The organism is Pseudomonas sp. YY-1, assembly GCF_002843095.1.
GTDB lineage: Bacteria > Pseudomonadota > Gammaproteobacteria > Pseudomonadales > Pseudomonadaceae > Aquipseudomonas > Aquipseudomonas sediminis_A.
In genome coordinates, this window is record NZ_PJLX01000009.1 from 170,792 (window position 1) to 192,480 (window position 21,689).

Here is a 21,689-nt window from a genome sequence, read left to right on the forward strand (position 1 = left end):
TTCCTTATTGTTGGCGTGCAAGCGTGCGTCTCCCGGCAGCGTGCCGCCGGGAGTTGGTTCTAAGTCAGGGATCAGCTAGGTCGGGCGGCCGGGTCGAGGTCGCTGCTGAGCGTCTTGAGGCTGTCGTCGTCGCTGGCTACATCGTCCGGGCGGTTCTGCAGCACGGTGTGCAGGTGCGCCTCGGGCTCGTAGTCGTCTTCCTCGACTTCGTGGTTCTCGTCGGGCAGGAAGATGTTCAGCACGATGGCACTGAAGGCGCCGATGGTGATGGGCGAGCCGAAGATATTCTTCAGGACGTCCGGCATGTGCGAGAGCACATCCGGTACGCCGGCCACGCCCAGGCCGAGGCCCAGGGAAATGGCCACGATCAGCACGTTGCGGCGGTGCAGGCCGGCTTCGCTGAGAATCTTGATGCCGGCCACCGCAACGGTGCCGAACATGATCAGGGTGGCGCCACCGAGCACGGGCTTGGGCATCATCTGCAACACCGCGCCGACCACCGGGAACAGGCCTAGCAGCACCAGGATGCCGGCGATGTAGAAGCCCACATGGCGGCTGGCTACGCCCGTGAGCTGAATCACCCCGTTGTTCTGGCTGAAGGTGGTCATCGGCAAGCTGTTGAACATGGCGGCGACTGCCGAGTTGCAGCCGTCGGCCAGCACCCCGGATTTGATCCGGCGCATGTACACCGGCCCTTTGACCGGCTGCTTGGAGATGATCGAGTTGGCGGTCAGGTCGCCTGCTGTCTCCAGTGGAGTGATCAGGAAGATCACGGCGATGGGCACAAAGGCGATCCAGTCGAATCCGAAACCGTACTTGAATGGCTGCGGCACGCTGATCAGCGGTACCTCGGCCATGTTGGCGAAGTCCACCCGGCCGGTGAACCAGGCCACCGCGAAGCCCAGGGTCAGGCCGATGATCACCGCAGAAAGGCGCAGCACCTGTGACGAGGCGCGGTTGAGCAGGACGATGGTGCCCAGCACCAGGCCACCGAGGGCCAGATGGTGCAGGGCGCCGAGATCCGGCGCGCCATAGCCGCCGGCCAGATCGGTCATGCCCACCTTGATCAGCGACAGCCCCATCAGGCAGATGATGGTGCCGGTGACCACCGGGGTGATGACTTTGCGCAGCTTGTTGATGAATTGGCTGAAGGCAATCTCGACGAAGGCGGCGCAGAAGCAGATGCCGAACAGCGTGGCGAGTATTTCCTCCTCACTGGCGCCACGCCCCTTGACGATGAAGCCGGCGCTGAGAATCACGCTGAGAAAGCCGAAACTGGTGCCCTGCAAACACAGCAGGCCAGAGCCGATCGGGCCGATGCGTTTGGCCTGGACGAAGGTGCCGAGGCCGGAGACGAACAGCGCCATGCTGACCAGATAGGGCACGTGGGCACCCAGGCCCAGAGCACTGCCGACGATCAGGGTAGGGGTGATGATGCCGACGAAGCTGGCCAGTACGTGCTGCAGCGCCGCGAAGATGGCCGGTGCGAAAGCTGGCGTGTCGTCCAGCTGATAGATCAGATCGCTGTTGCCGACGGGCGTAGCTTGGGCTTGGGTGTTGCTGTCTGTGGTCATGTCATAGCCTGCCAGTTGTTCTTATATGGTCATGGGCTTACACGAGGCTTCACGGCACCTCTGCTCCGATCAATCGAAAAATTGTCCGACTGGTCAGGATGTCGTCGACTATAGCAACTTGTGGACACTGTTAAAAACAATTTATTTTTAGATTGTGCACAAAAAATGAACCGCCGGTCAGCTCGCGCTGCCGGCGGTTCATGGGTGTAAAAAGATGCCGCGCCGAGTCACGGGCGCGACATGTGTGGCAATCAGTTGATCTGAGCGCCTTTGCTGATCCAGCTGCCGATCAGGTCACGTTCGTCCTGGGTCATCTGAGTGATGTTGCCCAGCGGCATGATCTGCGTGGCCACGGTCTGCGCGTGGATCTTCGCTGCCTGAGCCTTCATCTGCTCCGGCGTATCGAGCATCAGGCCGGCCGGCGCGGCGCTGAACATCGGGCTGCTCGGACTCGCCGAGTGGCATACGGTGCAGCGCTCGTGGATCACACTTTCAACCTGGGCGAAATCGGTGCTGGCGGCAGGTGTCGTACTGTCAGCGGCAGTGGACGGCTCTTCGCTTGCATCGGCTTTGGCTTGGGTTTCCTCGGCAGCAGGCTCGTTGGTGGTGACGGGGTTGCCAGGGCGACCGGTAGCCGGAACGGGAGCGTACTTGATTGCCGGCGCTTGAGCCGTTGCCGGTGCGCTGACCGCCTTCGTTTGCGGGCCGGTGACGTAAGCCAGGCAGATCATGCCCAGCGCTGCGGCCGGCAGCGTCCAGACGTACTTGCTGCTGTCGTGGCGGGTGTTGAAGTAGTGCCGCACCAGCACGGCCAGAATCGCGATACCTGCCAGGATCAGCCAGTTGTACTGACTGCCGTAGGTGCTCGGGAAGTGGTTGCTGATCATGATGAACAGCACCGGCAGGGTGAAGTAGTTGTTGTGGCGCGAGCGCAGCAGGCCTTTGGCCGGCAGGGTCGGGTCCGGCGTGGTGTTTTCCTCGATGGCCTTAACCAGTGCGCGCTGGGCCGGCATGATGGTGAAGAACACGTTGCCGACCATGATGGTGCCGATGATGGCGCCGACATGGATGTACGCGGCGCGACCACTGAAAATCTGGCTGAAGCCGTAGGCGGCAGCGATGATCAGAACGAACAGCACGGCGCCGAGCAGGGCCGGGCGTTTGCCCAGCGGCGAATCGCACAGGAAGTGGTAGATCACATAGCTCAGTGCCATGGAGCCGAGGCCGATGGCGATGGCCGCTGCTGGCGCCAGGTCGATGCCTGGCTTGACCAGATATAGGCTCGGGTTGAGGTAATAAACCACCAGCAGCAGGGCGACGCCCGACAGCCAGGTGGCGTAGGCTTCCCATTTGAACCAGTGCAGGTTCTCCGGCATTTTCGGCGGAGCCAGCTTGTACTTTTCCAGGTGGTAGATACCGCCGCCGTGAATCGCCCAGAGGTCGCCCGACAGGCCCTCGCGGGGATTGCTACGGTTGAGGTTGTTCTCCAGCCAGACGAAATAGAACGATGCGCCGATCCAGGCGATACCGGTGATCATATGGATCCAGCGGATGCCCAGGTTTAGCCATTCGGTGAAATGTGCTTCCACGATCTGTACCTCTTTCCCAGGGTAGGCACGCCAGCCCCAGGCTTCTCTTATTGGTGGGGGTTGAGGAGGAGAAGCTCGTCCTCATTGAAGAAATGCTCATCGCAGTTGTTGCCGGAACCACTGCGATCAACCACCAGGAAGTCATCCCGCTTTTCGATCGTCAGCACCGGGTGGTGCCAGACGCCGCGATGGTAATTGATGCCCTGCCTGCCATTACTGAGGAAGGCACGGACGGACCCTGATACAGGTACATCGCCAACTGGCGCGACCACGATCAGAAAGGGATTGCCGAGCAGCGGAATGAAAGCCTGGCTGCCCAGCGGATGGCGTTCCAGCATGCGGATGGTCAACGGCATCTCGAGCGACTCAGCGCTGAAGATGCTGATGATGGCCTGATCCTCCGGCTGTGCGGTCTGCACCGTGGCCAGCTTGTGATAGCGGCGGGTGGAACCGTTGTTGATCATGAAGAAATCGCTGCCTTCGGTTTCGATCACGTCACCGAAAGGGGCGAAGGCTTCTTTGCTCAGGGGCTCGATGGTCAGGCTACGCATGGCTGTTCTACTTGTTCTGTTCGGGTGGGGAGGCTGCAGCGCTTACAGCTGCTGCAGGCGGAAGAGGGCGATCTTGTTGATCTCGGCCAGGGCGGTGGCGAATTCCTGCTCCGGCGTGTTGTGAATACGCTCCTCGAAGGCGGCCAGGATCTGGTGGCGGTTGCTGCCCTTGACGGCCTTGATGAAGGGGAAGCCGAACTTGGCCTTGTAGGCATCGTTGAGTTCGGTGAAGCGGGCGAACTCCTCGGCGGTGCACTCGTGGATACCGGCACCGGATTGCTCGGCGGTGCTGGAAGCGGTCAGTTCGCCGCGTACGGCGGCTTTGCCGGCCAAGTCCGGGTGAGCGTTGATCAGCGCCAGTTGCGCCTCATGACTGGCGGACAGAAGGATGTCGGCCATACGCTGCTGCAGGCCGTCGATGTCGTCTACCGACGCATCCAGGCCGAGGTCATAGGCTTTCTCGGCCACCCAGGGCGAGTGCTCGTAGATGTCGGCGAAGGCGGCGACGAACGCGTCGCGGCTCAGCTGGGAAGGGGTCAGGGTCTGGAAACGGCTCATGGGCGGCTCTCTTTTTCGGTCGCGCTGAAGGGGTGGGTGGCATGCCAGTGCTTGGCGATGTCGACGCGGCGGGCGCACCAGACCTTGTCATGGCTCTTCACATAGTCGATGAAGCGTGCCAGCGAGGCCAGGCGGGCCGGTCGACCGAGCAGGCGGCAGTGCATGCCGATCGACAGCATCTTCGGAGCGCCGGCTTTACCCTCGGCGTAGAGCACGTCGAAGGCATCCTTGAGGTATTCGAAGAAATCGTCGCCCTTGTTGAAGCCCTGCACCTGGGTGAAGCGCATGTCGTTGGTGTCGAGGGTATAAGGGATTACCAGGTGCGGCTTCTCTGCGGTGCTGGCCGGGTCCCAGTAGGGCAGGTCGTCATCGTAGGTGTCGGAGTCGTAGAGGAAACCGCCTTCCTCACGCACGAGGCGCCGGGTGTTCGGGCCCAGGCGACCGGTGTACCAGCCCAGCGGACGTTCGCCGCTCAGCTCGGTGAGGATGCGAATGGCCTCGAGCATGTGCTCGCGCTCGGTGGCTTCTTCCATGTTCTGGTAGTCGATCCAGCGATAGCCGTGGCTGCAGATCTCATGCCCGGCAGCGACCATTTCGCGAATCACGTCCGGGTGACGCTGGGCGGCCATGGCCACGGCGAAGATGGTCAGTGGAATGTCGTGTTGCTTGAACAGGTTGAGCAGGCGCCAGACGCCGGTGCGGCTGCCGTACTCGTAGAGCGACTCCATGCACAGGTTGCGCTGGCCCTGCAGCGGCTGGGCGGCGACCATCTCGGAGAGGAAAGCCTCGGATTCCTTGTCCCCGTGAAGAATGTTGCGCTCGCCACCTTCTTCGTAATTGAGCACGAAGGACAGGGCAATACGGGCATCACCTGGCCAGTGCGGGTGAGGCGGGTTGGCGCCGTAGCCGATCAGATCGCGTGGGTAATCAGCGTTCACTGCAGTCTTCCTATCTGGAGCGTTGCGGTCACTGCGTGCCGGGAAATCGACGGCTACGCGACCGGGATGACTAATTGTATACAAAATTAGTTGCCGTTTGTAAATCGACTTTTCATCATTTTATTCAGTGTGCGTCTCGCCTGGAAAATTGCCACACTGGTCAGTAATTCATGCGGCCGATGGCGTAGTTGCTGGTGTGCGTCGATGTGGGCGATGAGCCTGTTTGGTGCGCCGACAGCGCCCGTATTGGAATTATTGTGTACAATTTGTGCGTAAAGTGTTTTATATTCGATCTGCATGCTATCCTGCGATTGCGTCGGAGCATTGCGACGAGCCGATTTCAACAGAGTAGAGGAGGTGTGGTGTTCGTAGGGCGCCAGGCGCCGCGGGCATCCGAGACCCATGGGACGTTTGACTACACATGTACTGGATGCCGCACACGGCTGCCCGGGGAGTGACATCAAGGTCGAGCTGTATCGCGTCGAAGGCGCGCAGCTGGAACTGATTAACAGCGTTACCACCAACCACGACGGTCGTTGCGATGCGCCGGTTTTGCAGGGTGATGACTACCGCACAGGCGTCTACCAGCTGCACTTCCACGCCGGCGACTACTACCGCGCCCGTGGCGTGAAACTGCCTGATACGGCCTTCCTCGACGTGGTCGTCCTGCGTTTTGGCATCGATGCCGGCCAGGAGCACTACCACGTGCCGCTGCTGATTTCCCCTTACAGCTACTCTACCTACCGCGGTAGCTGAGTGACTGGCAGGCCTGCTGCCTGCCAGACGAATGCTTGTCACCCTCAGACTCGTTTGAGCCCTTACGCCCGCTCACACTGCGGGCTTTTTTTCGCCTGTATTTCGGGGTGCTGTTGCTGGGTGAGCCATCACACGGCCCATCGGTGGGGCGCCTATTACGAACAGCGTGATGGGCGGCGTAGGGTGCGCCGTGTGTACCAAGAGCCCCTAGCGTGTGGCGATCCAGATCAGCAGGCCGGCCTGAAACAGGCTGAACGCCACCAGGCAGGTGATTGTGAAGCGCAGGCCGCTGTCCTCGCGCTTTAGGCGTTCGAGCCGATCTTCCAGTTTTCGCAGTTTGACGTCCTGCTCCTGCAGCGTCTGGTCGGCCTGCTGCAGCATCGCGGCAGCATCCAACAACTCGATGATCTGCACCTTCTCGGCATGCCAGTCGCCGTGCAGCGAGCTGACCCGTGGCGCGCTGTAGAACGGCTTGAGCTGCAACGGGTCGCTGTACTCGATGGTGAAACCCTGCGCTTTCAGCGCGTGGTCACGTCGGGCGCGGGCCGCTTCGTTGAAGTTGTCCTTGGTCGGCAGGGCGCCGCCCTCGACCTGGTAGTGCGCGTATTGCTTGCGCGCCCAGGCGATGCCCTGCGCCATGAGAAAACGCCCGAGACCGCGGTTGGCGGGCTCCACGCTGAGCCCTTTGTCCGGGCCGAAGCGAACTTCTTTGCGCTGATGATCGGCCCATACTTCCAGCAGGTTGTTCTGCCGATGCAGGCGTTGGCCTGGCACCTGGATGGTCAGGCGCAGCAGGCTCAGATCCTTGGCGTGGCGCTCCACGCGGCCGAGCTGAACGAAGCGTAGCGGTCGCGGCCCGGTCTCCCGGTCGACCGGCAGTGGCCCCAGGCGCAGCAGACTGAACTGCTCGGCTGGCAGGTCAGTCCAGGGATGCGGCGCGGCGGGCGTCTCGCCTGCTACGGCGTCGGCGGCTTGCGCCTCCGGGGCTGGGTTCTCGCTCATGGGCGTCCTGTGTACTGTTCGGTGGCCTTCGATGCGTTATCGGCCATTTTCCTCAGCACTGGAGCGAATAAAAGACACGATCCGATCGCCCAGTGCACGGGCCAAGGGTAGCTGCGGATCGTCGTAGGAGGCTAGCTGTTCGTTCCAGGGCGCCGGGGTGATGCGCATCACGTGGTTCATGCTGGTGATTAACGCTAGCTCGGCATCGGGCTTGGCCTGCTTGAGTACCTCGGCGTTGTCCGGGCTGACCTGGGCGTCGTGGGTGCCCTGCACGATCAAGGCGGGTATCTGCAGCGCGGCGAAGTTTTCCGCCGGGTCCTGGCGCAGCAGACTGATCAGGTAGGGCTGCACGCTAGGGCGATAGATCGCTTGTAGTTCCTTGGGCACCTTGGGCTGCAGCTTGCCGCGGATCAGGTTGGCGAGGATGTGCCGGCTCTCGTCCAGCAACGGCGGTGGCAGGCGCATGGCCAGTTGCATGTCCAGCACCTGGCCAATGGGGTAGGCGGGGCCGGCGATGGATACCAGAGCACTGGCCTGGCTGCCAGGTGCGGCCAGGCTGGCGATCAGCGCGCCCTCGCTGTGACCGATAAGAATCAGTCGATCAAAACGCGGATCGTCCCTGAGCAGACTGGCCCAGCCTTCGACATCGGCGACGTAGCGCTCGACGCTGAGGTCTTTCTCATCCGGTGTGGCGGCGCGGCTGGCGGCCACGCCGCGTTTGTCATAGCGCAGGCTGGCGATGCCATTGCGCGCCAGGACCTGGGCCAGCTTTTTCAATGCATCGTTATGGCCACCCTCTGGGTTGTTGCCGTCGCGGTCGGTGGGGCCGGAGCCGGCGATCAGCAGCGCCACCGGCACCGGTTTGTCGCTTTGCGGCACCAGCAGGCTGCCGTACAGGGTGCCCTGGTCGGTGTCGAGGCTGATGGGCGATTGCTGGGTGGTGTTGGCCTGGGCCAGGCCGGTGATCAGGGTGAGGGACAAGAGCAGGGCTCGTAGCATGATGAGGGTAGGGTAGTGGCAGACTGGCATTGGACGCGCTCGGCTGGACAAGGTTCGGGGTGAACTGCAAGTAGGTGGCAGGTATACTCGCCCACCTTGTGAATCGGGCCTGCGCAGTGGCAGGCCGATGCTGAATCTCGCGGAGTGTCTTCCCATGTCCGGCAATACCTACGGCAAGCTGTTCACCGTCACCACCGCTGGCGAAAGCCATGGCCCGGCGCTGGTCGCCATCGTCGACGGTTGCCCGCCGGGTGTCGAGATTTCTCTGGAAGACCTGCAGCGTGATCTCGATCGCCGCAAGCCGGGCACCAGCCGCCACACCACGCAGCGCCAGGAAGCCGACGAGGTGGAGATTCTCTCCGGCGTGTTCGAGGGCAAGACCACCGGCTGCTCCATCGGCCTGCTGATCCGCAACACGGACCAGAAGTCCAAGGACTACTCAGCGATCAAGGACCTGTTCCGCCCGGCCCATGCCGACTACACCTATCACCACAAGTACGGACTGCGCGATTACCGTGGCGGTGGCCGCAGCTCGGCCCGCGAAACCGCCATGCGCGTGGCGGCCGGCGCCATCGCCAAGAAGTTCCTGGCCAGCCAGGGCATCGTCATCCGTGGCTACATGAGCCAGCTCGGCCCCATCGAGATTCCGTTCAAGACCTGGGATTCGGTGGAGGAGAACGCCTTCTTCAGCCCTGACCCGGACAAGGTGCCGGAGCTCGAGGCCTACATGGATCAACTGCGTCGCGACCAGGATTCGGTCGGCGCGAAGATCACCGTGGTCGCTGAAGGGGTGATGCCGGGCCTCGGCGAGCCGATCTTCGACCGCCTCGACGCCGAACTGGCCCATGCGCTGATGAGCATCAATGCGGTCAAGGGCGTGGAAATCGGCGCCGGCTTCGCCTGCGTCGCGCAGCGTGGTACCGAGCACCGCGACGAGCTGACTCCGGAGGGTTTCCTCTCCAACAATGCCGGCGGCATCCTTGGCGGTATCTCCAGTGGCCAGCCTATCGTTGCTCATCTGGCGCTCAAGCCGACCTCCAGCATTACCACGCCAGGACGTTCCATCGATGTCGATGGCAATCCGGTGGATATCATCACCAAGGGCCGTCACGACCCGTGCGTGGGCATCCGCGCCACGCCGATTGCCGAGGCCATGATGGCCATCGTGCTGATGGATCATCTGCTGCGCCATCGTGGGCAGAATGCCGACGTGCGCGTAACCACGCCGGTGCTGCCGCAACTGTGATCCGGGCGGGCGCGGCCCTGCCGTACTGGCGGCTGTCCGGTTTCTATTTCTTCTACTTCGCTCTGCTCGGGGGTACCGCGCCGTTTCTGGCGCTGTACTTCGATCACCTGGGTTTCTCCCCGGCGCGGATCGGCGAGTTGATCTCCATTCCCATGCTGATGCGTTGCTTGGCACCGAACCTGTGGGGCTGGCTGGGTGATCACACCGGTCAGCGCCTGCTGATCGTGCGCTTTGGCGCGCTGTGCACCCTGGTCTGCTTCGCCGGCATCTTCTTCAGCCAGAGCTACGCCTGGCTGGCGCTGATCATGGCCACCCACGCCTTCTTCTGGCATGCGGTGCTGCCGCAGTTCGAGGTTATCACCCTGGCTCATCTGCGCGAGCAGGCGGCGCGCTACAGCCAGATTCGCCTGTGGGGCAGCATCGGCTTCATCGTCGCCGTAGTCGGCCTCGGCCTGCTGTTCGAATGGCTGAGCCTGGATGCCTATCCGGCAGCGCTGCTGGTGATCATGGCCGGTATCGTCGCCAGCAGTTTGTGGGTGCCCAATGCGCAGCCTGTGCTGCGCCCTAGCACGCTGGAGTCGGATGGTTTTCTGCGCCAATTGCGTCGCCCCGGCATCCTCGCGTTCTACGCTTGCGTCGGGCTGATGCAACTGAGCAACGGTCCGTACTACACCTTCCTGACCCTGCACCTGGAGGGTGTTGGCTACAGCCGCGGCGCCATCGGGTTGTTCTGGGCGCTGGGGGTGGTGGCGGAGATTCTGCTGTTCCTGGTCATGGCGCGGCTGCTGCAACGCTATTCACTGCGCGCGGTATTGTTGGCCAGCTTCCTGATCACCGCCGTGCGCTGGCTGCTGCTGGGCAACCTGGCCCAGTACCTGCCGGTACTGTTGCTGGCGCAGTGCATGCACGCCGCCACTTTTGGCGCTTTCCATGCTGCGTGCATTCACTTCGTGCAACGCAGCTTCGCCGATCGCCAGCAGGGCCAGGCCCAGGCACTGTATGTCAGTCTGGCCGGGATTGGCGGTGCGTTGGGCGCGCTGTATGCCGGTTACAGCTGGAAGAGCCTGGGCCCGGCCTGGACGTTTGCCATCGCCAGTCTGGTAGCCTTGCTGGCCGCCTTCATCATTGCCACCCGTCTGCCGCCCGAGCGGCCCTGAATCGAGTGAACCCTTCATGAGCAGCCTCGCCGTCTACCAGCACACCTCCCCGGAACTGCCGAACAAGATACTGAACCACGCCGACGACATCGCCAGCACCCTGGCGGCGGCGGGTATCGATTATCGCCAGGTGGAGCTGCCGGCTGCGTTGCGCCCCGGCTGTGAGCAGGCCGAGTTCGACGCAGCCTATGGTCTGTGGCTGCAGGCGTTCATGGGCAAGGAAGGCCATGTGCAGCAGGAGCTGTTCAACCTGCAGCGTAACCATCCGCAGAAACTGGAGTTGCGTGCGCGTCATCTGGATGAGCAGTCGCAATCGACGGCCAGTGCCTGGTTGTTCCTCGGTGGCTTCGCCCAGCTTAGCCTGCACCTCGAAGATCACGTCTACATGCTGCAGGGCGAGAAGGGCGACCTGTTGTCGCTGCCAGCGGGTACCCGCTACTGGTTCGACCTGGGGGAGGAACCGCATGCGCTGGTGGCGCGCCTGAGCGCCAGCGAGGACGCACCTGTGCGCACCGACGACGATATCGCCAGCCGATTTGCCAGGCTCGGTGACTAAGGGAACCCGCGCCGGTGGCCAGCTATCCTATGAAAGTAACCTTTCAGACAGGAGTGTCGTCATGGGTTCTACCTTCAATGGCCTGATTGGCCTGGTCATCCTCGCCCTGGATATCTGGGCCATCATCAACGTGGTCAAGAGCAACGCGGAAACTGGAATCAAGATTCTATGGATTCTGCTGATCGTGCTGTTGCCTGTAATCGGCCTGATCATCTGGGCGCTGATGGGGCCGCGCGGTAACGTCAGAATATGAGGCGTCTGTGGCTGCTGGCCTTGGCGCTGCTGCCGCTGTTCAGTGTGGCAGCAGATAACGCCGACGCCTGGCAGGCATTGCGTGAAGGTCGCGCGCTGATACTCATGCGTCATGCCACGGCGTCGGGTACGGGCGACCCGGCTAGCTTCCGCCTTGGACAATGCGAAACCCAGCGCAACCTCAACGCTCAAGGGCGTGCCGAGGCCCGGCGTTGGGGCGAGTTGCTCGCGCGTCAGGGGATCGAGCAGCCGCGGCTTCTCAGTAGTCGCTGGTGCCGTGCGCTGGACACGGCCAGCAACATGCAGCGCGGCCCGGTACATCCATTAGCTGCATTGGATTCGTTCTTCGGCCAGCCCGAGGATGGTGCCGAGCAGACCGCCGAGCTGATTCGCCAGATCAACGAGTTGCCTGCTGGTGAGCCGTTGGTGCTGGTTTCCCATCAGGTCAATATCACCGCCCTGACCGGCATCTTTCCCGCTTCGGGTGAGGGGCTGATTCTGGCTTTGCCACTGCGTCCACGTGCTGAGCCTCTGGCGCGCATACCCGCACCCTAGACACTTTTCGTAAAGAGTCCGGTTACAAAGCCAGTTGCGCCTGAGCCGGCTGCAACACGCCCTCGAGTTCCAGTAACTGCTGCTTGCGCGGCAGGCCACCGGCATAACCGGTCAGGCTACCGTCACGGCCGATCACCCGATGGCAGGGCACGATGATGGAGATGGGGTTGGCGCCATTGGCCGTTCCCACCGCGCGTACTGCCTGCGGCCGCCCGATGACATTGGCCAGCTCCGAATAGCTGCAGGTGCGGCCGTAGGGAATGGCCAGCAGCGCCTGCCAGACCGCCTGCTGGAATGCTGTGCCCCTCGGCGCCAGGCGCAATTCGAACTGGCGGCGCTTGCCGGCGAAGTATTCGTCCAACTGGCTACACACGGCGTCCAGCTCACGGCTAGCGGGCTGCCAATGGTCTTCGATGCGCCAGGGCCGGCTGTCCAGCTCCATCAGCAGCAGTTGCAGGCCGCTTTCATCGGCCGCGAGAAACAGTGGGCCAACAGGGCTGTCGTGATGGCGGTAATGCATGGTTCAGCCTCCCGAATAGTTGTGCCAGAGATGCGCCGCCGCATAAGCGCGCCACGGACGCCAGGCCTCGGCGTGAGCTTTGAGGCGCCGTGCGTCGATACCTTCCGCTCCCCACACTGGCGCCTTGAGTAGACCCAGATCGCTTGCGGGAAAGGCGTCGGCCTCACCGAATGCGCGCAGGGCGATGTACTCCGCTGTCCACGGGCCAATGCCGGGCAGGGCGCACAATCGCTCGATCAGTGCCAGGCTGCCTTCTTCCAGATCAAGCTTCAGGCTGCCATCGGCGATGCGCGCGGCGAAGTGCTGCAGGCACTGCACACGCTTGCCGGGCATACCGATACCGGTCAGGTCGGCCTCGGCAAGCGCCTGCGGCGAAGGGAACAGATGGCTGATGCCCAACGCTTCCGGCGTCTCGATCGGCGTGCCGACACGCTGCACCAGACGCCCGACGATGGTGACCGCCGCCTTGACCGTGACCTGCTGACCGACGATGGCGCGCACCGCCTGTTCGAACGGATCGAACGCCACCGGCAGGCGCAGGCCGGGATTGCGCAGCAGCAGCGGCGCGAGCAGTTCGTCAGCGCTCAGGTGCAGGGCAATCGCCTCGGGCTCGCTGTCGAGATCGAACATGCGCCGCACGCGCTGTTCGAGTTGATCCAGATGCGCGGGCGAGGCCAGGCGACAGCGCAGTTCCAGCGCGTTCTGCCCTGGCAACGGGGCGACCCGAAACCAGCCGGGTGTGCCGTCGATGCTGAAGCCGCGGCTGTAGCTGTCCGCGCTCAGTGACTCCAGCCTGGGAATCGCGCGCAGGGCGAAATGGCTGTGGAACTGTTGCCAGTCCCAGGGCGGTTGGTAGGGCAGAAGCAGCGTGATGATGTTCATGGCTGGCACCCTAGCGCGGCGTTTGCGGCTTGTCAGCGTGAAGATGACTTTCAAACTCTGACGGCCTGGCCGGTGCGCATGGCGCACCCTACATGAAGCGCGTATCGGAGGGCCAAGGTTCGGACGGATGAGCTTTTGGTAGGGTGCGTCGCGCGCACCAGGGAGCAAACCCTTAGGTGCCACGTTGATAACGCCCCGGTGTAATGCCTTTCCAGCGCTTGAAAGCATGGATGAAATTCGACAGCTCTCCATACCCCAGTCGTTCGGCAATCTCTTCCAGGCTCAGGCCACCAGCGGCCAGCAGCTCTTCGGCCAGCGCCTGGCGCACCTCGTCCTGCAGGGCGCGGAAGCTGGTTCCTTCTTCGATCAGGCGCCGGCGCAGGGTGCGGCTGCTCAGGTGCAGGCGCTCCGCGACCTGTTCCATATCGGCGATCTGTCCCGGCGACTGCAACAGCAACTGGCGCACGCGTCCGGCCACACCCTGATGCCATTGATGGCGCGCCAGCAATGCCTGGCATTGCTGCTCGCAGGCGCTGACCAGTTGCGGGTTGGCCCGTGGCAGTGGGTTGTCCAGCAACTCGGCGGCGAAGCCCATGCGATTGCACGCCGCGCCAAAGCGTGGCACCTGGCCGAAGGCTGCGATGAACGGCGCTGTATCGGCCGGTGCGGCTTGACGCAGTTCCACATCCAGTAGTCGTAGCGTGCTACCGAGTAATTCACGCACGACCACCAGGGCGCCGACCATATCGCGCTGAACGATGAAATCATGCAGCGCCTGGGGTAGGGCGCTGTCGTCGAAATTCAGGCTGGCCACGGCACCATCCAGGCTCAGGCTGATGCGGGTGAAGGCATAGGTCAGGCCGTGATAGCGCAGGCCCAGCTCAGCGGCCTGGCGCACCGTGGCGCTGCTGAGAATGGCGTAACCCCAGGCCCCGTAGGTGGTCAGGTGGTAGCGCCGGCCGGCCTGCAGGCCGAGATCTTCTACTGCGGGCAGCGCCTCAATCAGGTTGGCGATCAGCTGCAGCTCACGCTGCGCTTCGATCTCCCCGTTCAGGCTGGCCAACTGCATCGGGCTGAGCCCCGTTTCATGCAGGCACTCGTCCAGGCTCAGGCCAAGATCGAGCCCCAGTTGGGTGAGCAGCTGGATGCTGGTGATACTGCGGCGTGCAGGCCAGGGAGATGACATAGATTGTCCGAAAATCACAATATCCTGGCCGACTATGCCATAACCTGCGCAGGGCGAGGCAAGTAGCATCAGCTCATCGTCATACACGGGTCATCACAATGAACAACAACCCCCGTACGAACGCGCCCTGGCGCGTGTTGATCATCGGCAGCGGCTTTGCCGGTCTGGGCCTGGCCATGCAGTTGCGCAAGGCCGGCGAGGACGACTTCCTGTTGCTCGAGAAGGCTGGCGAGGTCGGCGGTACCTGGCGCGACAACAGCTACCCGGGCGCCGCCTGCGATGTGCCTTCGCACCTGTATTCCTTTTCCTTCGAGCCCAAGCACGATTGGTCGCGCAAGTTCGCGCCGCAGGCGGAAATCCATGCCTATATCCTGCAGTGTGTGGAGAAACACCGGCTGCGTCCGCACATCCGCCTGAACAGCGAAGTGCTCGGTGCCGATTTCGATGCCGAGCGCGGCATTTGGCGTGTCGAGCTGGCAGGGGGCGAAGTGATCGAGGCGCAGGCGCTGGTGAGTGCCTGCGGCCAGCTCAATCGGCCGGCTTACCCGAAACTGCCCGGGCTGGAACATTTCCGTGGCGAGGCCTTTCACTCGGCGCGCTGGCGCCATGATCTGGATCTGACCGGCAAGCGCGTCGCGGTGATCGGCACCGGCGCTTCGGCGATCCAGTTCGTGCCGCAGATCCAGCCGAAGGTCGCCAGCCTGAGTCTGTTCCAGCGTTCGGCGGCCTATGTGCTGGCCAAACCGGATCGTACCTATCGACCCTGGGAGATTGCCCTGAAACAGCGTTTGCCGCTGCTGCAGCGCGCCGACCGCCTCCTGCAATACCTGCATCACGAGGGCCGGGCGCTGGCCTTCATCCGCTTCCCCTGGCTGATGCGCCTGTTTCGCCACAGCTTCACCCGCCACCTGCAGCGGCAGATGCCCAATGCTGGCAAGCGTGCGCAGTTGCAGCCTGACTATCCAATGGGCTGTAAACGTATCCTGATCAGCAACGACTACTTCCCGGCGCTGGCGCAGGCCAATGTCGAGATCGTCGACGCGGCGATTCGGGAGGTGCGCGAGCACGCCCTGGTGACGGCCGATGGTCGTGAGCACCCCTGCGATGTGCTGATCTACGGCACCGGTTTCACCGCCACCGACTTCCTCGCGCCGATGCGCATTCGCGGCCTCGACGGGCTGGAGCTGAATCAGGCCTGGAAGGAGGGCGCCGAAGCCTACAAGGGCATCAGCGTCAGCGGCTTTCCCAATCTGTTTCTGCTCTACGGGCCGAACACCAACCTCGGCCACAACTCCATTCTTTATATGCTCGAAAGTCAGTACGGCTACGTGCTGGGCTGCCTACAGGTGCTGCGCGAACAGCAGCTGCGTTATCTCGATCTGCGCCCGACGGTGCAACGGCACTACAACGCGGAGTTGCAACAGGCGACCCATCGAACGATATGGGAACAGGGCTGCGACAGCTGGTACAAGACCGCTACCGGCAAGAACACCAACAACTGGCCGGGTTTCACCTTCACCTATCGCCTCATGACCCGTACTCCGGAGCTTGCCGACTATGACTGCGTCCGCTGATTTCAAAGCCCCAGCCGCCGAACAGATGTTGCTGCGCGGCCTGTTGCGCGGTTTTCTGCGTCTGTTCTTTCGCGGCCTGGTGCGGCCGCCGATGCCCGTGCCGGCGCAGCGCCGCATATTGCGCGCACTCACCGCCATCACCCTGACGCCGCGTGGCTTAACGCGCAGCGCCGACACTCTGGCCGGGCGCCCCTGTGAATGGCATCGACCGCCTGCCAGCAGCGGTAGCGTGCTGCTTTATTTGCACGGTGGCGCCTTCATGATCGGCGGGCCGGACACGCACCGAGGCATCTGCGCCAGCCTGGCCAAACGCGCTGTCCTTGAAGTCTGTGCGCTGGATTACCGCCTGGCGCCGGAACATCCCTATCCCGCTGCGCGCGATGACGTGGTGGCGGCTTACCAGGCGCTGCTGGACGCCGGTTATAGACCCGAACAGATCGCCATTGGCGGCGACTCGGCCGGCGGCAACCTGAGCCTGGTCGGCTGCCTGCGCATTATCGAACTCGGCCTGCCGGCACCCGCCGCCCTGGTGTGCTTTTCGCCGGTCACCGACTTCACCGGTGAGCAGATGCACGAGCCGCCTGCCGGCGATCCGCTGCTCCACCCCAGCTGGATAGAACAGGCCGCGCAGCTGTACTGCCCGGCCGACCTGCCGCGCAATGATCCGCGCCTGTCGCCGCTGTTTGCCGACCTCAGCCAACTGCCGCCGACGCTGATTCAGGTGGGCGAAGACGAGTTGTTGCTCAATGACAGCCTGCGCCTGGCCGAGCGCGCCAAAGCGGCTGGGGTCAACCTGCGCCTGGAGCGCTATCCGGGGTTGTGGCACGTGTTCCAGGCGCATGTCGGCATGTTACGCGCGGCGGATTACGCCATCGCCCGTGTGGCGGCCTTTCTCCGTGAGCGGGGTGTGTGATGAACAACATTCTCATCAGCGGCGCCGCATCAGGCATTGGCGCCGCCACCGCGCGGCTGTTTCACGCACGGGGCTGGCGCGTCGGGTTGCTCGACGTCGATGAAAAAGCGCTGACAGCCTTGGCCGCCGAGCTGGGTGGCGCCTGGCATGCGCCGCTGGATGTGATCGATGCCACGGCGGTGAAAGTCGCGCTGGCCGATTTCTGCGCGCAGAGCGGTGGTCAGTTGCGCCTGTTGTTCAATGGCGCGGGCATTCTGCGTACCGGCGCCTTCGCCGATATCGAGCTGGAGCAACACACGCGTCTGGTACAGATCAATGTGCTCGGCGTGCTCAACCTCTGCCATGCGGCCTTTATCTATCTCAAGGCCACGCCGGACGCGCAGGTGATCAACATGGGCTCGGCCTCGGCGCTCTACGGCGTGCCGCAGCTGGCCAGTTACTCGGCCAGCAAGTTCGCTGTACGGGGCCTGACCGAGGCGCTGGAGCTGGAGTGGCGCGAACATGGCATCCGCGTGGGTGACCTGATGCCGCCATTCGTCGACACGCCGATGGTGCGCAGTCAGGCGCAGCGTCCGCCGGTGATGCGTCGTCTGGGCGTGCGCCTGGAGGCCGAGCAGATCGCCGAAGCGGCCTGGAAGCAGGCCCACGCCAGCACCGTGCATCGCCCGGTGGGGCTGCAGTTCGGGCTGCTGTTCAACCTCGGGCAGATCACGCCGGGCTGGATCAACAGGTTACTGATGGCCTTGCTCAGTCGCTCATGAGTTCCGGCGAGGGGTTCAAGCTGGCCAATTGCCGTCGGTCGTCGGCTTTGTCACAAAGGCTTTCTGGGCGACGCCAACCTCGCGTTTAGCGGCTACTCTTGGGGTGACGGTTTTCAGCCCGGCGTTCTGTCGGGCAGTCGTCGATACGCTTGCAGTAGACACATCGAGCACCAGCTCGATTCTCGGGGCGGCGCCACTTGGGTGCTTCTGTAAACGCAGGGCGTTTTCAGAGGTTTCCGGTAGAGGCCGCGACACCGTCTGTAGGACGGTCGCATTGGGAAAGCGGTTAATCCATCCATAGCCTGAGAGGGGGTCGTTTATGAGCACAGCCTTCCACGAAGACTCCAGCACATCGGTGCTGCGTCGGATGAAAGAAGGGGGATTCGACTTCGCCCAGTTTCACCCGATCGAGTTCTACGCCATCTTTCCCGACGAAGAACGGGCCAGAACGGCGGCCAGAAACTTTCGCGGCGAGTCGCTCAACGCTCAGATATCCGCCCGTGAGGACGGCATCTGGCACCTGCAAATCAGCAAAGTGATGTATGCCACCCATGCCGGTATCGGCGAGTTCGAACATGACCTGGAGTCCATCGTCGTCCCGCTGGGCGGCAAGATGGATGGCTGGGGCGTTACCCAGGAGGTGAAAGCGTCAGCCATGCGTTAGGGAAACACTGAAAAAGTTGTCATGCCCGCGCAGGCGGGCATCCAGAACCAGCGAATTATCTGGGCTCCCGCCTTCGCGGGCGTGACGATAGCTGGCTTTTCAGGACATCCTCAAATGTGGATGCAGCGGCGTCCATCAGCTCAGACCATCGGCCGGTTGTCCGGCCGATGGCTTCAACTCCCAGTCCACCTCGACTTGCCAATCCTTCTCGCGCAGACTGCGCGGCGGAGGTAGCTATGGCCGATGTTCTGATCCTGACTCATATCGATTATTGCCCGCCAGCCCACCTGGCGCAGGCGCTGCAGGCGCGTGGCTGCAGTTTCGACGTGCTGCGCGTCGATCTGGGTGAACTGCACGGTTACGACCTGGAGCGGCCCAAGGCGGTCGCCGTAATGGGCGGGCCGATGAGCGTCAATGACCCGTTGCCCTGGATCGCCGACGAAGTTGCTGCGTTGCAGCGCTTTATCAAGCGCGACATTCCCATCATCGGTCACTGCCTGGGCGGCCAACTGCTGGCCAAGGCACTGGGTGCCAGCGTCCGTCGCATGTCTTATACCGAAGCGGGTTGGCAGCACATGCAACGTCGTGCAGAGGCTGTCGATAGCCCCTGGCTGGCGCATCTGCCTGCAGTGTTCAGCATCTTCCAGTGGCACGGCGACACCTTCTCGCTGCCTGACGGCGCCCAGCCTCTGTTGAGTAGCCAGTGGTGCGACAATCAGGCCTTCGCCTGGGGTGACAAGGTGCTGGCGCTGCAGGGCCACCCGGAGATGACCGAAGATCTGATCGCGCTCTGGCTAGACGACTGGGCACACCTGCTCGATGCCAGCCAGCCCAGCCAGCAGAGCATCGACGAGATGCGTGACGACCTGAGTGGGAAGGTCAGGTTATTGAATCAGGTGGCCGAGGGTTTCTACGCGCACTGGCTGAAACTGGCTGGGCTTTGAGCCTGAAGAGGACCGGGTGCCATTGGCACTTGGCCGCAGCTCAAAGCTCGTCAGGGATCAACGCCAGCAGATCGGTCACACCCACATCCACGCCCGCCTGGGTCAACAGCGTCGTAGCCTGACCGCGGTGATGTGTCTGGTGGTTGAACAGGTGCATCAGCAGGGCGAAGAAGTGCTTTTGCGCGGCCACACCCTTCATGTTGCGGTAGCTCAGCGGCTGATCCAGCTGCTCTTCGCCCATCTCGGCGGCCAGGGCTTCGATGTAACTGTCCAGCTGTTTACGCAGTGCGGTCAGCTCGCGTATATCCGCACCCATCGGTTGATCCAGGCGCGTCGGCGCTTCCAGCCCTGCGAGCGCCTGCAATGACCGGAAGTTCGCCGGGTGTGCGCTATAGCGCCCCAGCCAGATACGGTCAGCCACCAGCAGATGATTGAGCGTGCCGAGGATCGAGCCGAAGAACGCACCACGCTCGGCACTCAGCGCTTCATCAGGTAGGGTGGAAGCCGCTGTGTAGAGCCGTTCGTTCATCCAGCTGTTGTAGCGTGCCATCAGGCGGATATGGTCGATTCTCTGCATGTTTTCACCTGTTGCGTACGACTTACCGTTGACTGTGGCGGCTGCGCCAATCTTCGCTGAGCAGCCCGAAGAGTGCCGAGTCCGACACCTGTCCGTCGATGATCCAACGCTGACGTAGCAATCCTTCCTGGCTGAAGCCCAGGCGCTCCAGAGCACGACCGGAGGCGCTGTTGGTTGGGTCGATTTCAGCCTCGACACGATTCAGCTTCAGAGCTTCGAAACCATGGCGCAGTAGCTCGCCAGCCGCCTCCTGAACGTAACCCTTGCCCCAGGCAAACGATGCAATGCCAAAACCGATCTCGGCACGACGCGACTCCGGTTCATAGTTGAACAGCAGGCATTTGCCGATCAGCTCGGCGCTTTCCCTGTCGACGATAGCCAGGGTCAGGCGTTGGCCATCGTGCATGGCCTGTTGCTCGGCGCGGATGAAATCCTGCGCCACGACTTCGGAGCTCCAAGGTGGCGTGTTCCAGTACTGCATGACTTGCGGGTCGGAAAAGATCGCGAACAGCGCCGCAGCATCCGCTGCTTGCAGAGGGCGCAGGACAAGACGTGGCGTCGTCAGAGTGACGGAAAAATCGGGCATCGGATTTCCTCGCGGCTCAGGTACTCAAAAGCGCTCGTCGGCGATGGCTGGCAGTACCAGCTCGCGCACGTAACTAGCATCGGACAGACTCAGCAGGGTTCGCACCAGAGCGACGACATCGTGCAACGGAATCAGCTGACCTTCGCCATTTTGCGCCGCCTGTTCAACCGGTGTTTGCAGGCCATCCTGGGTATTGAGGTAGCCCAGTTGCAGGCAGGTGACGGCCAGACGCTGATCGCGAAAACCTTCGCGCAGGGTCTCGGCAATGCCCTTGAGGGCGAACTTGCTGGCGCCAAAGGTGACTTCCGGGCGGCCACTCTGTGGCAGGGCCGAGGTGGAGCCGGTGAGGATCAATTGCGGCTTGGCGCCGCCTAGCAGGCGCGGTAGCAGGCGTTTGAGCAGCAGCAAGGTCGCGCCGATATTGACGCTGACCATCTCGAGAATCTGCGCGTCGTCGTCCTGCAGAAAGCTGTAGTCATCCTCGAACGCGCGAGTTTCCCAGATCCCCAGGTTGTAGATGATCGCGTCCAGGCGCTGAGGCGACTGTGCTTCGATTGCGTCCACGGCCCGCAGTGGATCACTCATATCCGCCTCGATCCACTGGATGCCTGTAGGCAGATCGACTGGGCGGTTACGGGAAATTCCGATCAACTCGTGGCCTTGCGCCAAGCCGTCTACCAGCGCACGGCCGAGACCTCGGCTGGCTCCGATCACCATGATGCGCATCCTGTGCCTCCTTGATTCATGCTGGGTTCTTCCATGGCTCCGGCGAGGGTAACGCTCGCCCGAGAGGAAGACTGGGACGTTAAGTGGGGAACTGGTGGTGGGTCAAACGGGATATGCCAGGCAAGCACTTATCGTGTGGGGGATTGCTCTCACCGTCGTTCCCGCGAAGGCGGGAGCCCAGAGAGTTGTTCTGGGTACCCGCCTGCGCGGGAACGACGGTCGCTGCAGGTGATGCAGGCTCGCAGGTGATGGCGACTACTGAGCGCTCGGCTCCGACCATACGGCAAACTCGTTGCCGCCTGGCTCGACGAAGTGAAAGCGTCGGCCACCGGGGAAGGTAAAGATCGGTTTGACGATTTCCCCACCCGCAGCCTCGACCTTGGCCAGGGTGTCTTCCAGTTGTGCGCTATAGAACACGATCAGCGCGCTGCCGTTGTCGCTGCGCGCGGACATCTCGGCGCTGAAGAAACCGCCATCCAGGCCTTCGTCGGCGAAGGCGGCGTAATCGGGACCGTAGTCCGTGAATCGCCAGCCGAAAGCTGCCTGGAAGAAGGCCTTGGTGGCCGGCAGGTCGCGGGTGGGATATTCGACGTAGTTGATCTTCTCGTGGGTAGGCATGCCGG

At 62.8% G+C, this 21,689-nt stretch carries 25 protein-coding genes; 11 read left to right on the forward strand and 14 right to left on the reverse strand.

The window, feature by feature from the left end; all coding sequences use genetic code 11:
• Positions 1-71 precede the first annotated feature (71 nt).
• The 5 genes from CXP40_RS14635 to puuE all read right to left on the reverse strand — a co-directional run bounded on the left by CXP40_RS14635 (position 72) and on the right by puuE (position 5,210).
• On the reverse strand, positions 72-1,574 hold the full coding sequence (locus CXP40_RS14635; RefSeq protein WP_177429674.1) for a nucleobase:cation symporter-2 family protein: 1,503 nt from the start codon (positions 1,572-1,574) through the stop codon (positions 72-74).
• Positions 1,575-1,825: 251 nt separating this feature from the next.
• Positions 1,826-3,163 carry a urate hydroxylase PuuD gene (locus CXP40_RS14640; RefSeq protein WP_106734340.1) on the reverse strand — a complete coding sequence of 446 codons (1,338 nt, stop codon included), beginning with the start codon at positions 3,161-3,163 and terminating at the stop codon, positions 1,826-1,828.
• 47 nt (positions 3,164-3,210) lie between these two features.
• A complete protein-coding gene (locus tag CXP40_RS14645; RefSeq protein WP_099523083.1) occupies positions 3,211-3,714 on the reverse strand; it encodes an ureidoglycolate lyase in 504 nt (167 codons plus the stop codon).
• Positions 3,715-3,756: 42 nt separating this feature from the next.
• Positions 3,757-4,272, reverse strand: a complete 516-nt coding sequence (gene uraD, locus CXP40_RS14650; protein WP_064495564.1) for a 2-oxo-4-hydroxy-4-carboxy-5-ureidoimidazoline decarboxylase — start codon at positions 4,270-4,272, stop codon at positions 3,757-3,759.
• The gene (gene puuE / locus CXP40_RS14655; RefSeq protein WP_106734341.1) at positions 4,269-5,210 is read right to left on the reverse strand and encodes an allantoinase PuuE; all 942 of its coding nucleotides are present in this window, start codon (positions 5,208-5,210) and stop codon (positions 4,269-4,271) included. Before puuE ends, uraD begins: the two co-directional genes overlap by 4 nt.
• A 402-nt stretch (positions 5,211-5,612) precedes the next feature.
• On the opposite strand from puuE, the gene uraH reads away from it, so the two are divergent.
• Positions 5,613-5,966, forward strand: a complete 354-nt coding sequence (gene uraH / locus CXP40_RS14660; RefSeq protein ID WP_003460854.1) for a hydroxyisourate hydrolase — start codon at positions 5,613-5,615, stop codon at positions 5,964-5,966.
• 207 nt (positions 5,967-6,173) lie between these two features.
• On the opposite strand, the gene CXP40_RS14665 is transcribed toward uraH, so the two are convergent.
• Together CXP40_RS14665 and CXP40_RS14670 are read right to left on the reverse strand one after the other, a co-directional pair.
• The gene (locus CXP40_RS14665) at positions 6,174-6,968 is read right to left on the reverse strand and encodes a hypothetical protein (protein ID WP_106734342.1); all 795 of its coding nucleotides are present in this window, start codon (positions 6,966-6,968) and stop codon (positions 6,174-6,176) included.
• Between the two features lie 36 nt (positions 6,969-7,004).
• Positions 7,005-7,997: an alpha/beta hydrolase gene (locus CXP40_RS14670; protein WP_106734343.1), complete on the reverse strand. Its 993-nt coding sequence runs from the start codon at positions 7,995-7,997 to the stop codon at positions 7,005-7,007.
• Between the two features lie 124 nt (positions 7,998-8,121).
• On the opposite strand from CXP40_RS14670, the gene aroC reads away from it, so the two are divergent.
• The 5 genes from aroC (at position 8,122) to CXP40_RS14695 (ending at position 11,733) form a co-directional block, all read left to right on the forward strand.
• Entirely contained in the window at positions 8,122-9,213 is a 1,092-nt protein-coding gene (gene aroC / locus CXP40_RS14675; RefSeq protein WP_106734344.1) for a chorismate synthase, read from the forward strand.
• Positions 9,210-10,370 (forward strand): MFS transporter, encoded by a 1,161-nt coding sequence (locus CXP40_RS14680; RefSeq protein WP_106734345.1) that lies wholly within the window; start codon positions 9,210-9,212, stop codon positions 10,368-10,370. The genes aroC and CXP40_RS14680 overlap by 4 nt, the downstream gene beginning before the upstream one ends.
• A gap of 16 nt (positions 10,371-10,386) precedes the next feature.
• Complete coding sequence (locus CXP40_RS14685) at positions 10,387-10,926, forward strand: acireductone dioxygenase (RefSeq protein WP_106734346.1); 540 nt, start codon at positions 10,387-10,389, stop codon at positions 10,924-10,926.
• A 61-nt stretch (positions 10,927-10,987) separates the two neighbouring features.
• A complete protein-coding gene (locus CXP40_RS14690; RefSeq protein ID WP_037002762.1) occupies positions 10,988-11,179 on the forward strand; it encodes a PLDc N-terminal domain-containing protein in 192 nt (63 codons plus the stop codon).
• Positions 11,176-11,733 (forward strand): histidine phosphatase family protein, encoded by a 558-nt coding sequence (locus CXP40_RS14695; RefSeq protein WP_106734347.1) that lies wholly within the window; start codon positions 11,176-11,178, stop codon positions 11,731-11,733. Before CXP40_RS14690 ends, CXP40_RS14695 begins: the two co-directional genes overlap by 4 nt.
• Before the next feature lie 22 nt (positions 11,734-11,755).
• On the opposite strand, the gene CXP40_RS14700 is transcribed toward CXP40_RS14695, so the two are convergent.
• From CXP40_RS14700 to CXP40_RS14710, 3 genes are all read right to left on the reverse strand, one after another.
• Positions 11,756-12,253, reverse strand: coding sequence for a methylated-DNA--[protein]-cysteine S-methyltransferase (locus CXP40_RS14700; RefSeq protein WP_106734348.1), 498 nt, complete (start codon positions 12,251-12,253; stop codon positions 11,756-11,758).
• A gap of 3 nt (positions 12,254-12,256) precedes the next feature.
• On the reverse strand, positions 12,257-13,135 hold the full coding sequence (locus CXP40_RS14705) for a DNA-3-methyladenine glycosylase (RefSeq protein WP_106734349.1): 879 nt from the start codon (positions 13,133-13,135) through the stop codon (positions 12,257-12,259).
• A 172-nt stretch (positions 13,136-13,307) separates the two neighbouring features.
• Positions 13,308-14,321, reverse strand: a complete 1,014-nt coding sequence (locus CXP40_RS14710) for an AraC family transcriptional regulator (RefSeq protein WP_256579455.1) — start codon at positions 14,319-14,321, stop codon at positions 13,308-13,310.
• 98 nt (positions 14,322-14,419) lie between these two features.
• Between CXP40_RS14710 and CXP40_RS14715 the strand changes: the two genes are divergently transcribed.
• From CXP40_RS14715 to CXP40_RS14740, 5 genes are all read left to right on the forward strand, one after another.
• Positions 14,420-15,895 (forward strand): NAD(P)/FAD-dependent oxidoreductase, encoded by a 1,476-nt coding sequence (locus CXP40_RS14715; protein WP_177429675.1) that lies wholly within the window; start codon positions 14,420-14,422, stop codon positions 15,893-15,895.
• Positions 15,879-16,808: an alpha/beta hydrolase gene (locus tag CXP40_RS14720; RefSeq protein ID WP_106734350.1), complete on the forward strand. Its 930-nt coding sequence runs from the start codon at positions 15,879-15,881 to the stop codon at positions 16,806-16,808. Before CXP40_RS14715 ends, CXP40_RS14720 begins: the two co-directional genes overlap by 17 nt.
• Positions 16,808-17,569, forward strand: coding sequence for an SDR family oxidoreductase (locus tag CXP40_RS14725; RefSeq protein ID WP_106734351.1), 762 nt, complete (start codon positions 16,808-16,810; stop codon positions 17,567-17,569). The genes CXP40_RS14720 and CXP40_RS14725 overlap by 1 nt, the downstream gene beginning before the upstream one ends.
• 319 nt (positions 17,570-17,888) lie before the next feature.
• Entirely contained in the window at positions 17,889-18,233 is a 345-nt protein-coding gene (locus CXP40_RS14730; protein WP_017679242.1) for a ribonuclease E inhibitor RraB, read from the forward strand.
• Between the two features lie 236 nt (positions 18,234-18,469).
• Positions 18,470-19,177 carry a type 1 glutamine amidotransferase gene (locus tag CXP40_RS14740; RefSeq protein WP_106734353.1) on the forward strand — a complete coding sequence of 236 codons (708 nt, stop codon included), beginning with the start codon at positions 18,470-18,472 and terminating at the stop codon, positions 19,175-19,177.
• 40 nt (positions 19,178-19,217) lie between these two features.
• On the opposite strand, the gene CXP40_RS14745 is transcribed toward CXP40_RS14740, so the two are convergent.
• From CXP40_RS14745 to CXP40_RS14760, 4 genes are all read right to left on the reverse strand, one after another.
• Complete coding sequence (locus tag CXP40_RS14745) at positions 19,218-19,754, reverse strand: DinB family protein (RefSeq protein WP_106734354.1); 537 nt, start codon at positions 19,752-19,754, stop codon at positions 19,218-19,220.
• A 22-nt stretch (positions 19,755-19,776) separates the two neighbouring features.
• Complete coding sequence (locus tag CXP40_RS14750) at positions 19,777-20,340, reverse strand: GNAT family N-acetyltransferase (protein ID WP_106734355.1); 564 nt, start codon at positions 20,338-20,340, stop codon at positions 19,777-19,779.
• 24 nt (positions 20,341-20,364) lie between these two features.
• Entirely contained in the window at positions 20,365-21,066 is a 702-nt protein-coding gene (locus tag CXP40_RS14755) for an SDR family oxidoreductase (protein WP_106734356.1), read from the reverse strand.
• Positions 21,067-21,321: 255 nt separating this feature from the next.
• Complete coding sequence (locus tag CXP40_RS14760) at positions 21,322-21,684, reverse strand: VOC family protein (protein WP_106734357.1); 363 nt, start codon at positions 21,682-21,684, stop codon at positions 21,322-21,324.
• Between the last annotated feature and the right edge of the window lie 5 nt (positions 21,685-21,689).

Coding starts and splice junctions, on each gene's coding strand:
- uraH (WP_003460854.1), top strand. CDS start 5,613: ATGGGACGTTTGACTACACATGTACTGGATGCCGCACACGGCTGCCCG.
- CXP40_RS14710 (WP_256579455.1), bottom strand. CDS start 14,321: ATGTCATCTCCCTGGCCTGCACGCCGCAGTATCACCAGCATCCAGCTG.
- CXP40_RS14685 (WP_106734346.1), top strand. CDS start 10,387: ATGAGCAGCCTCGCCGTCTACCAGCACACCTCCCCGGAACTGCCGAAC.
- CXP40_RS14755 (WP_106734356.1), bottom strand. CDS start 21,066: ATGCGCATCATGGTGATCGGAGCCAGCCGAGGTCTCGGCCGTGCGCTG.
- CXP40_RS14720 (WP_106734350.1), top strand. CDS start 15,879: ATGACTGCGTCCGCTGATTTCAAAGCCCCAGCCGCCGAACAGATGTTG.
- aroC (WP_106734344.1), top strand. CDS start 8,122: ATGTCCGGCAATACCTACGGCAAGCTGTTCACCGTCACCACCGCTGGC.
- CXP40_RS14760 (WP_106734357.1), bottom strand. CDS start 21,684: ATGCCTACCCACGAGAAGATCAACTACGTCGAATATCCCACCCGCGAC.
- CXP40_RS14665 (WP_106734342.1), bottom strand. CDS start 6,968: ATGAGCGAGAACCCAGCCCCGGAGGCGCAAGCCGCCGACGCCGTAGCA.
- uraD (WP_064495564.1), bottom strand. CDS start 4,272: ATGAGCCGTTTCCAGACCCTGACCCCTTCCCAGCTGAGCCGCGACGCG.
- CXP40_RS14740 (WP_106734353.1), top strand. CDS start 18,470: ATGGCCGATGTTCTGATCCTGACTCATATCGATTATTGCCCGCCAGCC.
- CXP40_RS14745 (WP_106734354.1), bottom strand. CDS start 19,754: ATGCAGAGAATCGACCATATCCGCCTGATGGCACGCTACAACAGCTGG.
- CXP40_RS14705 (WP_106734349.1), bottom strand. CDS start 13,135: ATGAACATCATCACGCTGCTTCTGCCCTACCAACCGCCCTGGGACTGG.
- CXP40_RS14670 (WP_106734343.1), bottom strand. CDS start 7,997: ATGCCAGTCTGCCACTACCCTACCCTCATCATGCTACGAGCCCTGCTC.
- CXP40_RS14700 (WP_106734348.1), bottom strand. CDS start 12,253: ATGCATTACCGCCATCACGACAGCCCTGTTGGCCCACTGTTTCTCGCG.
- CXP40_RS14635 (WP_177429674.1), bottom strand. CDS start 1,574: ATGACCACAGACAGCAACACCCAAGCCCAAGCTACGCCCGTCGGCAAC.
- CXP40_RS14750 (WP_106734355.1), bottom strand. CDS start 20,340: ATGCCCGATTTTTCCGTCACTCTGACGACGCCACGTCTTGTCCTGCGC.
- CXP40_RS14730 (WP_017679242.1), top strand. CDS start 17,889: ATGAGCACAGCCTTCCACGAAGACTCCAGCACATCGGTGCTGCGTCGG.
- CXP40_RS14715 (WP_177429675.1), top strand. CDS start 14,420: ATGAACAACAACCCCCGTACGAACGCGCCCTGGCGCGTGTTGATCATC.
- CXP40_RS14690 (WP_037002762.1), top strand. CDS start 10,988: ATGGGTTCTACCTTCAATGGCCTGATTGGCCTGGTCATCCTCGCCCTG.
- CXP40_RS14645 (WP_099523083.1), bottom strand. CDS start 3,714: ATGCGTAGCCTGACCATCGAGCCCCTGAGCAAAGAAGCCTTCGCCCCT.
- CXP40_RS14695 (WP_106734347.1), top strand. CDS start 11,176: ATGAGGCGTCTGTGGCTGCTGGCCTTGGCGCTGCTGCCGCTGTTCAGT.
- CXP40_RS14725 (WP_106734351.1), top strand. CDS start 16,808: ATGAACAACATTCTCATCAGCGGCGCCGCATCAGGCATTGGCGCCGCC.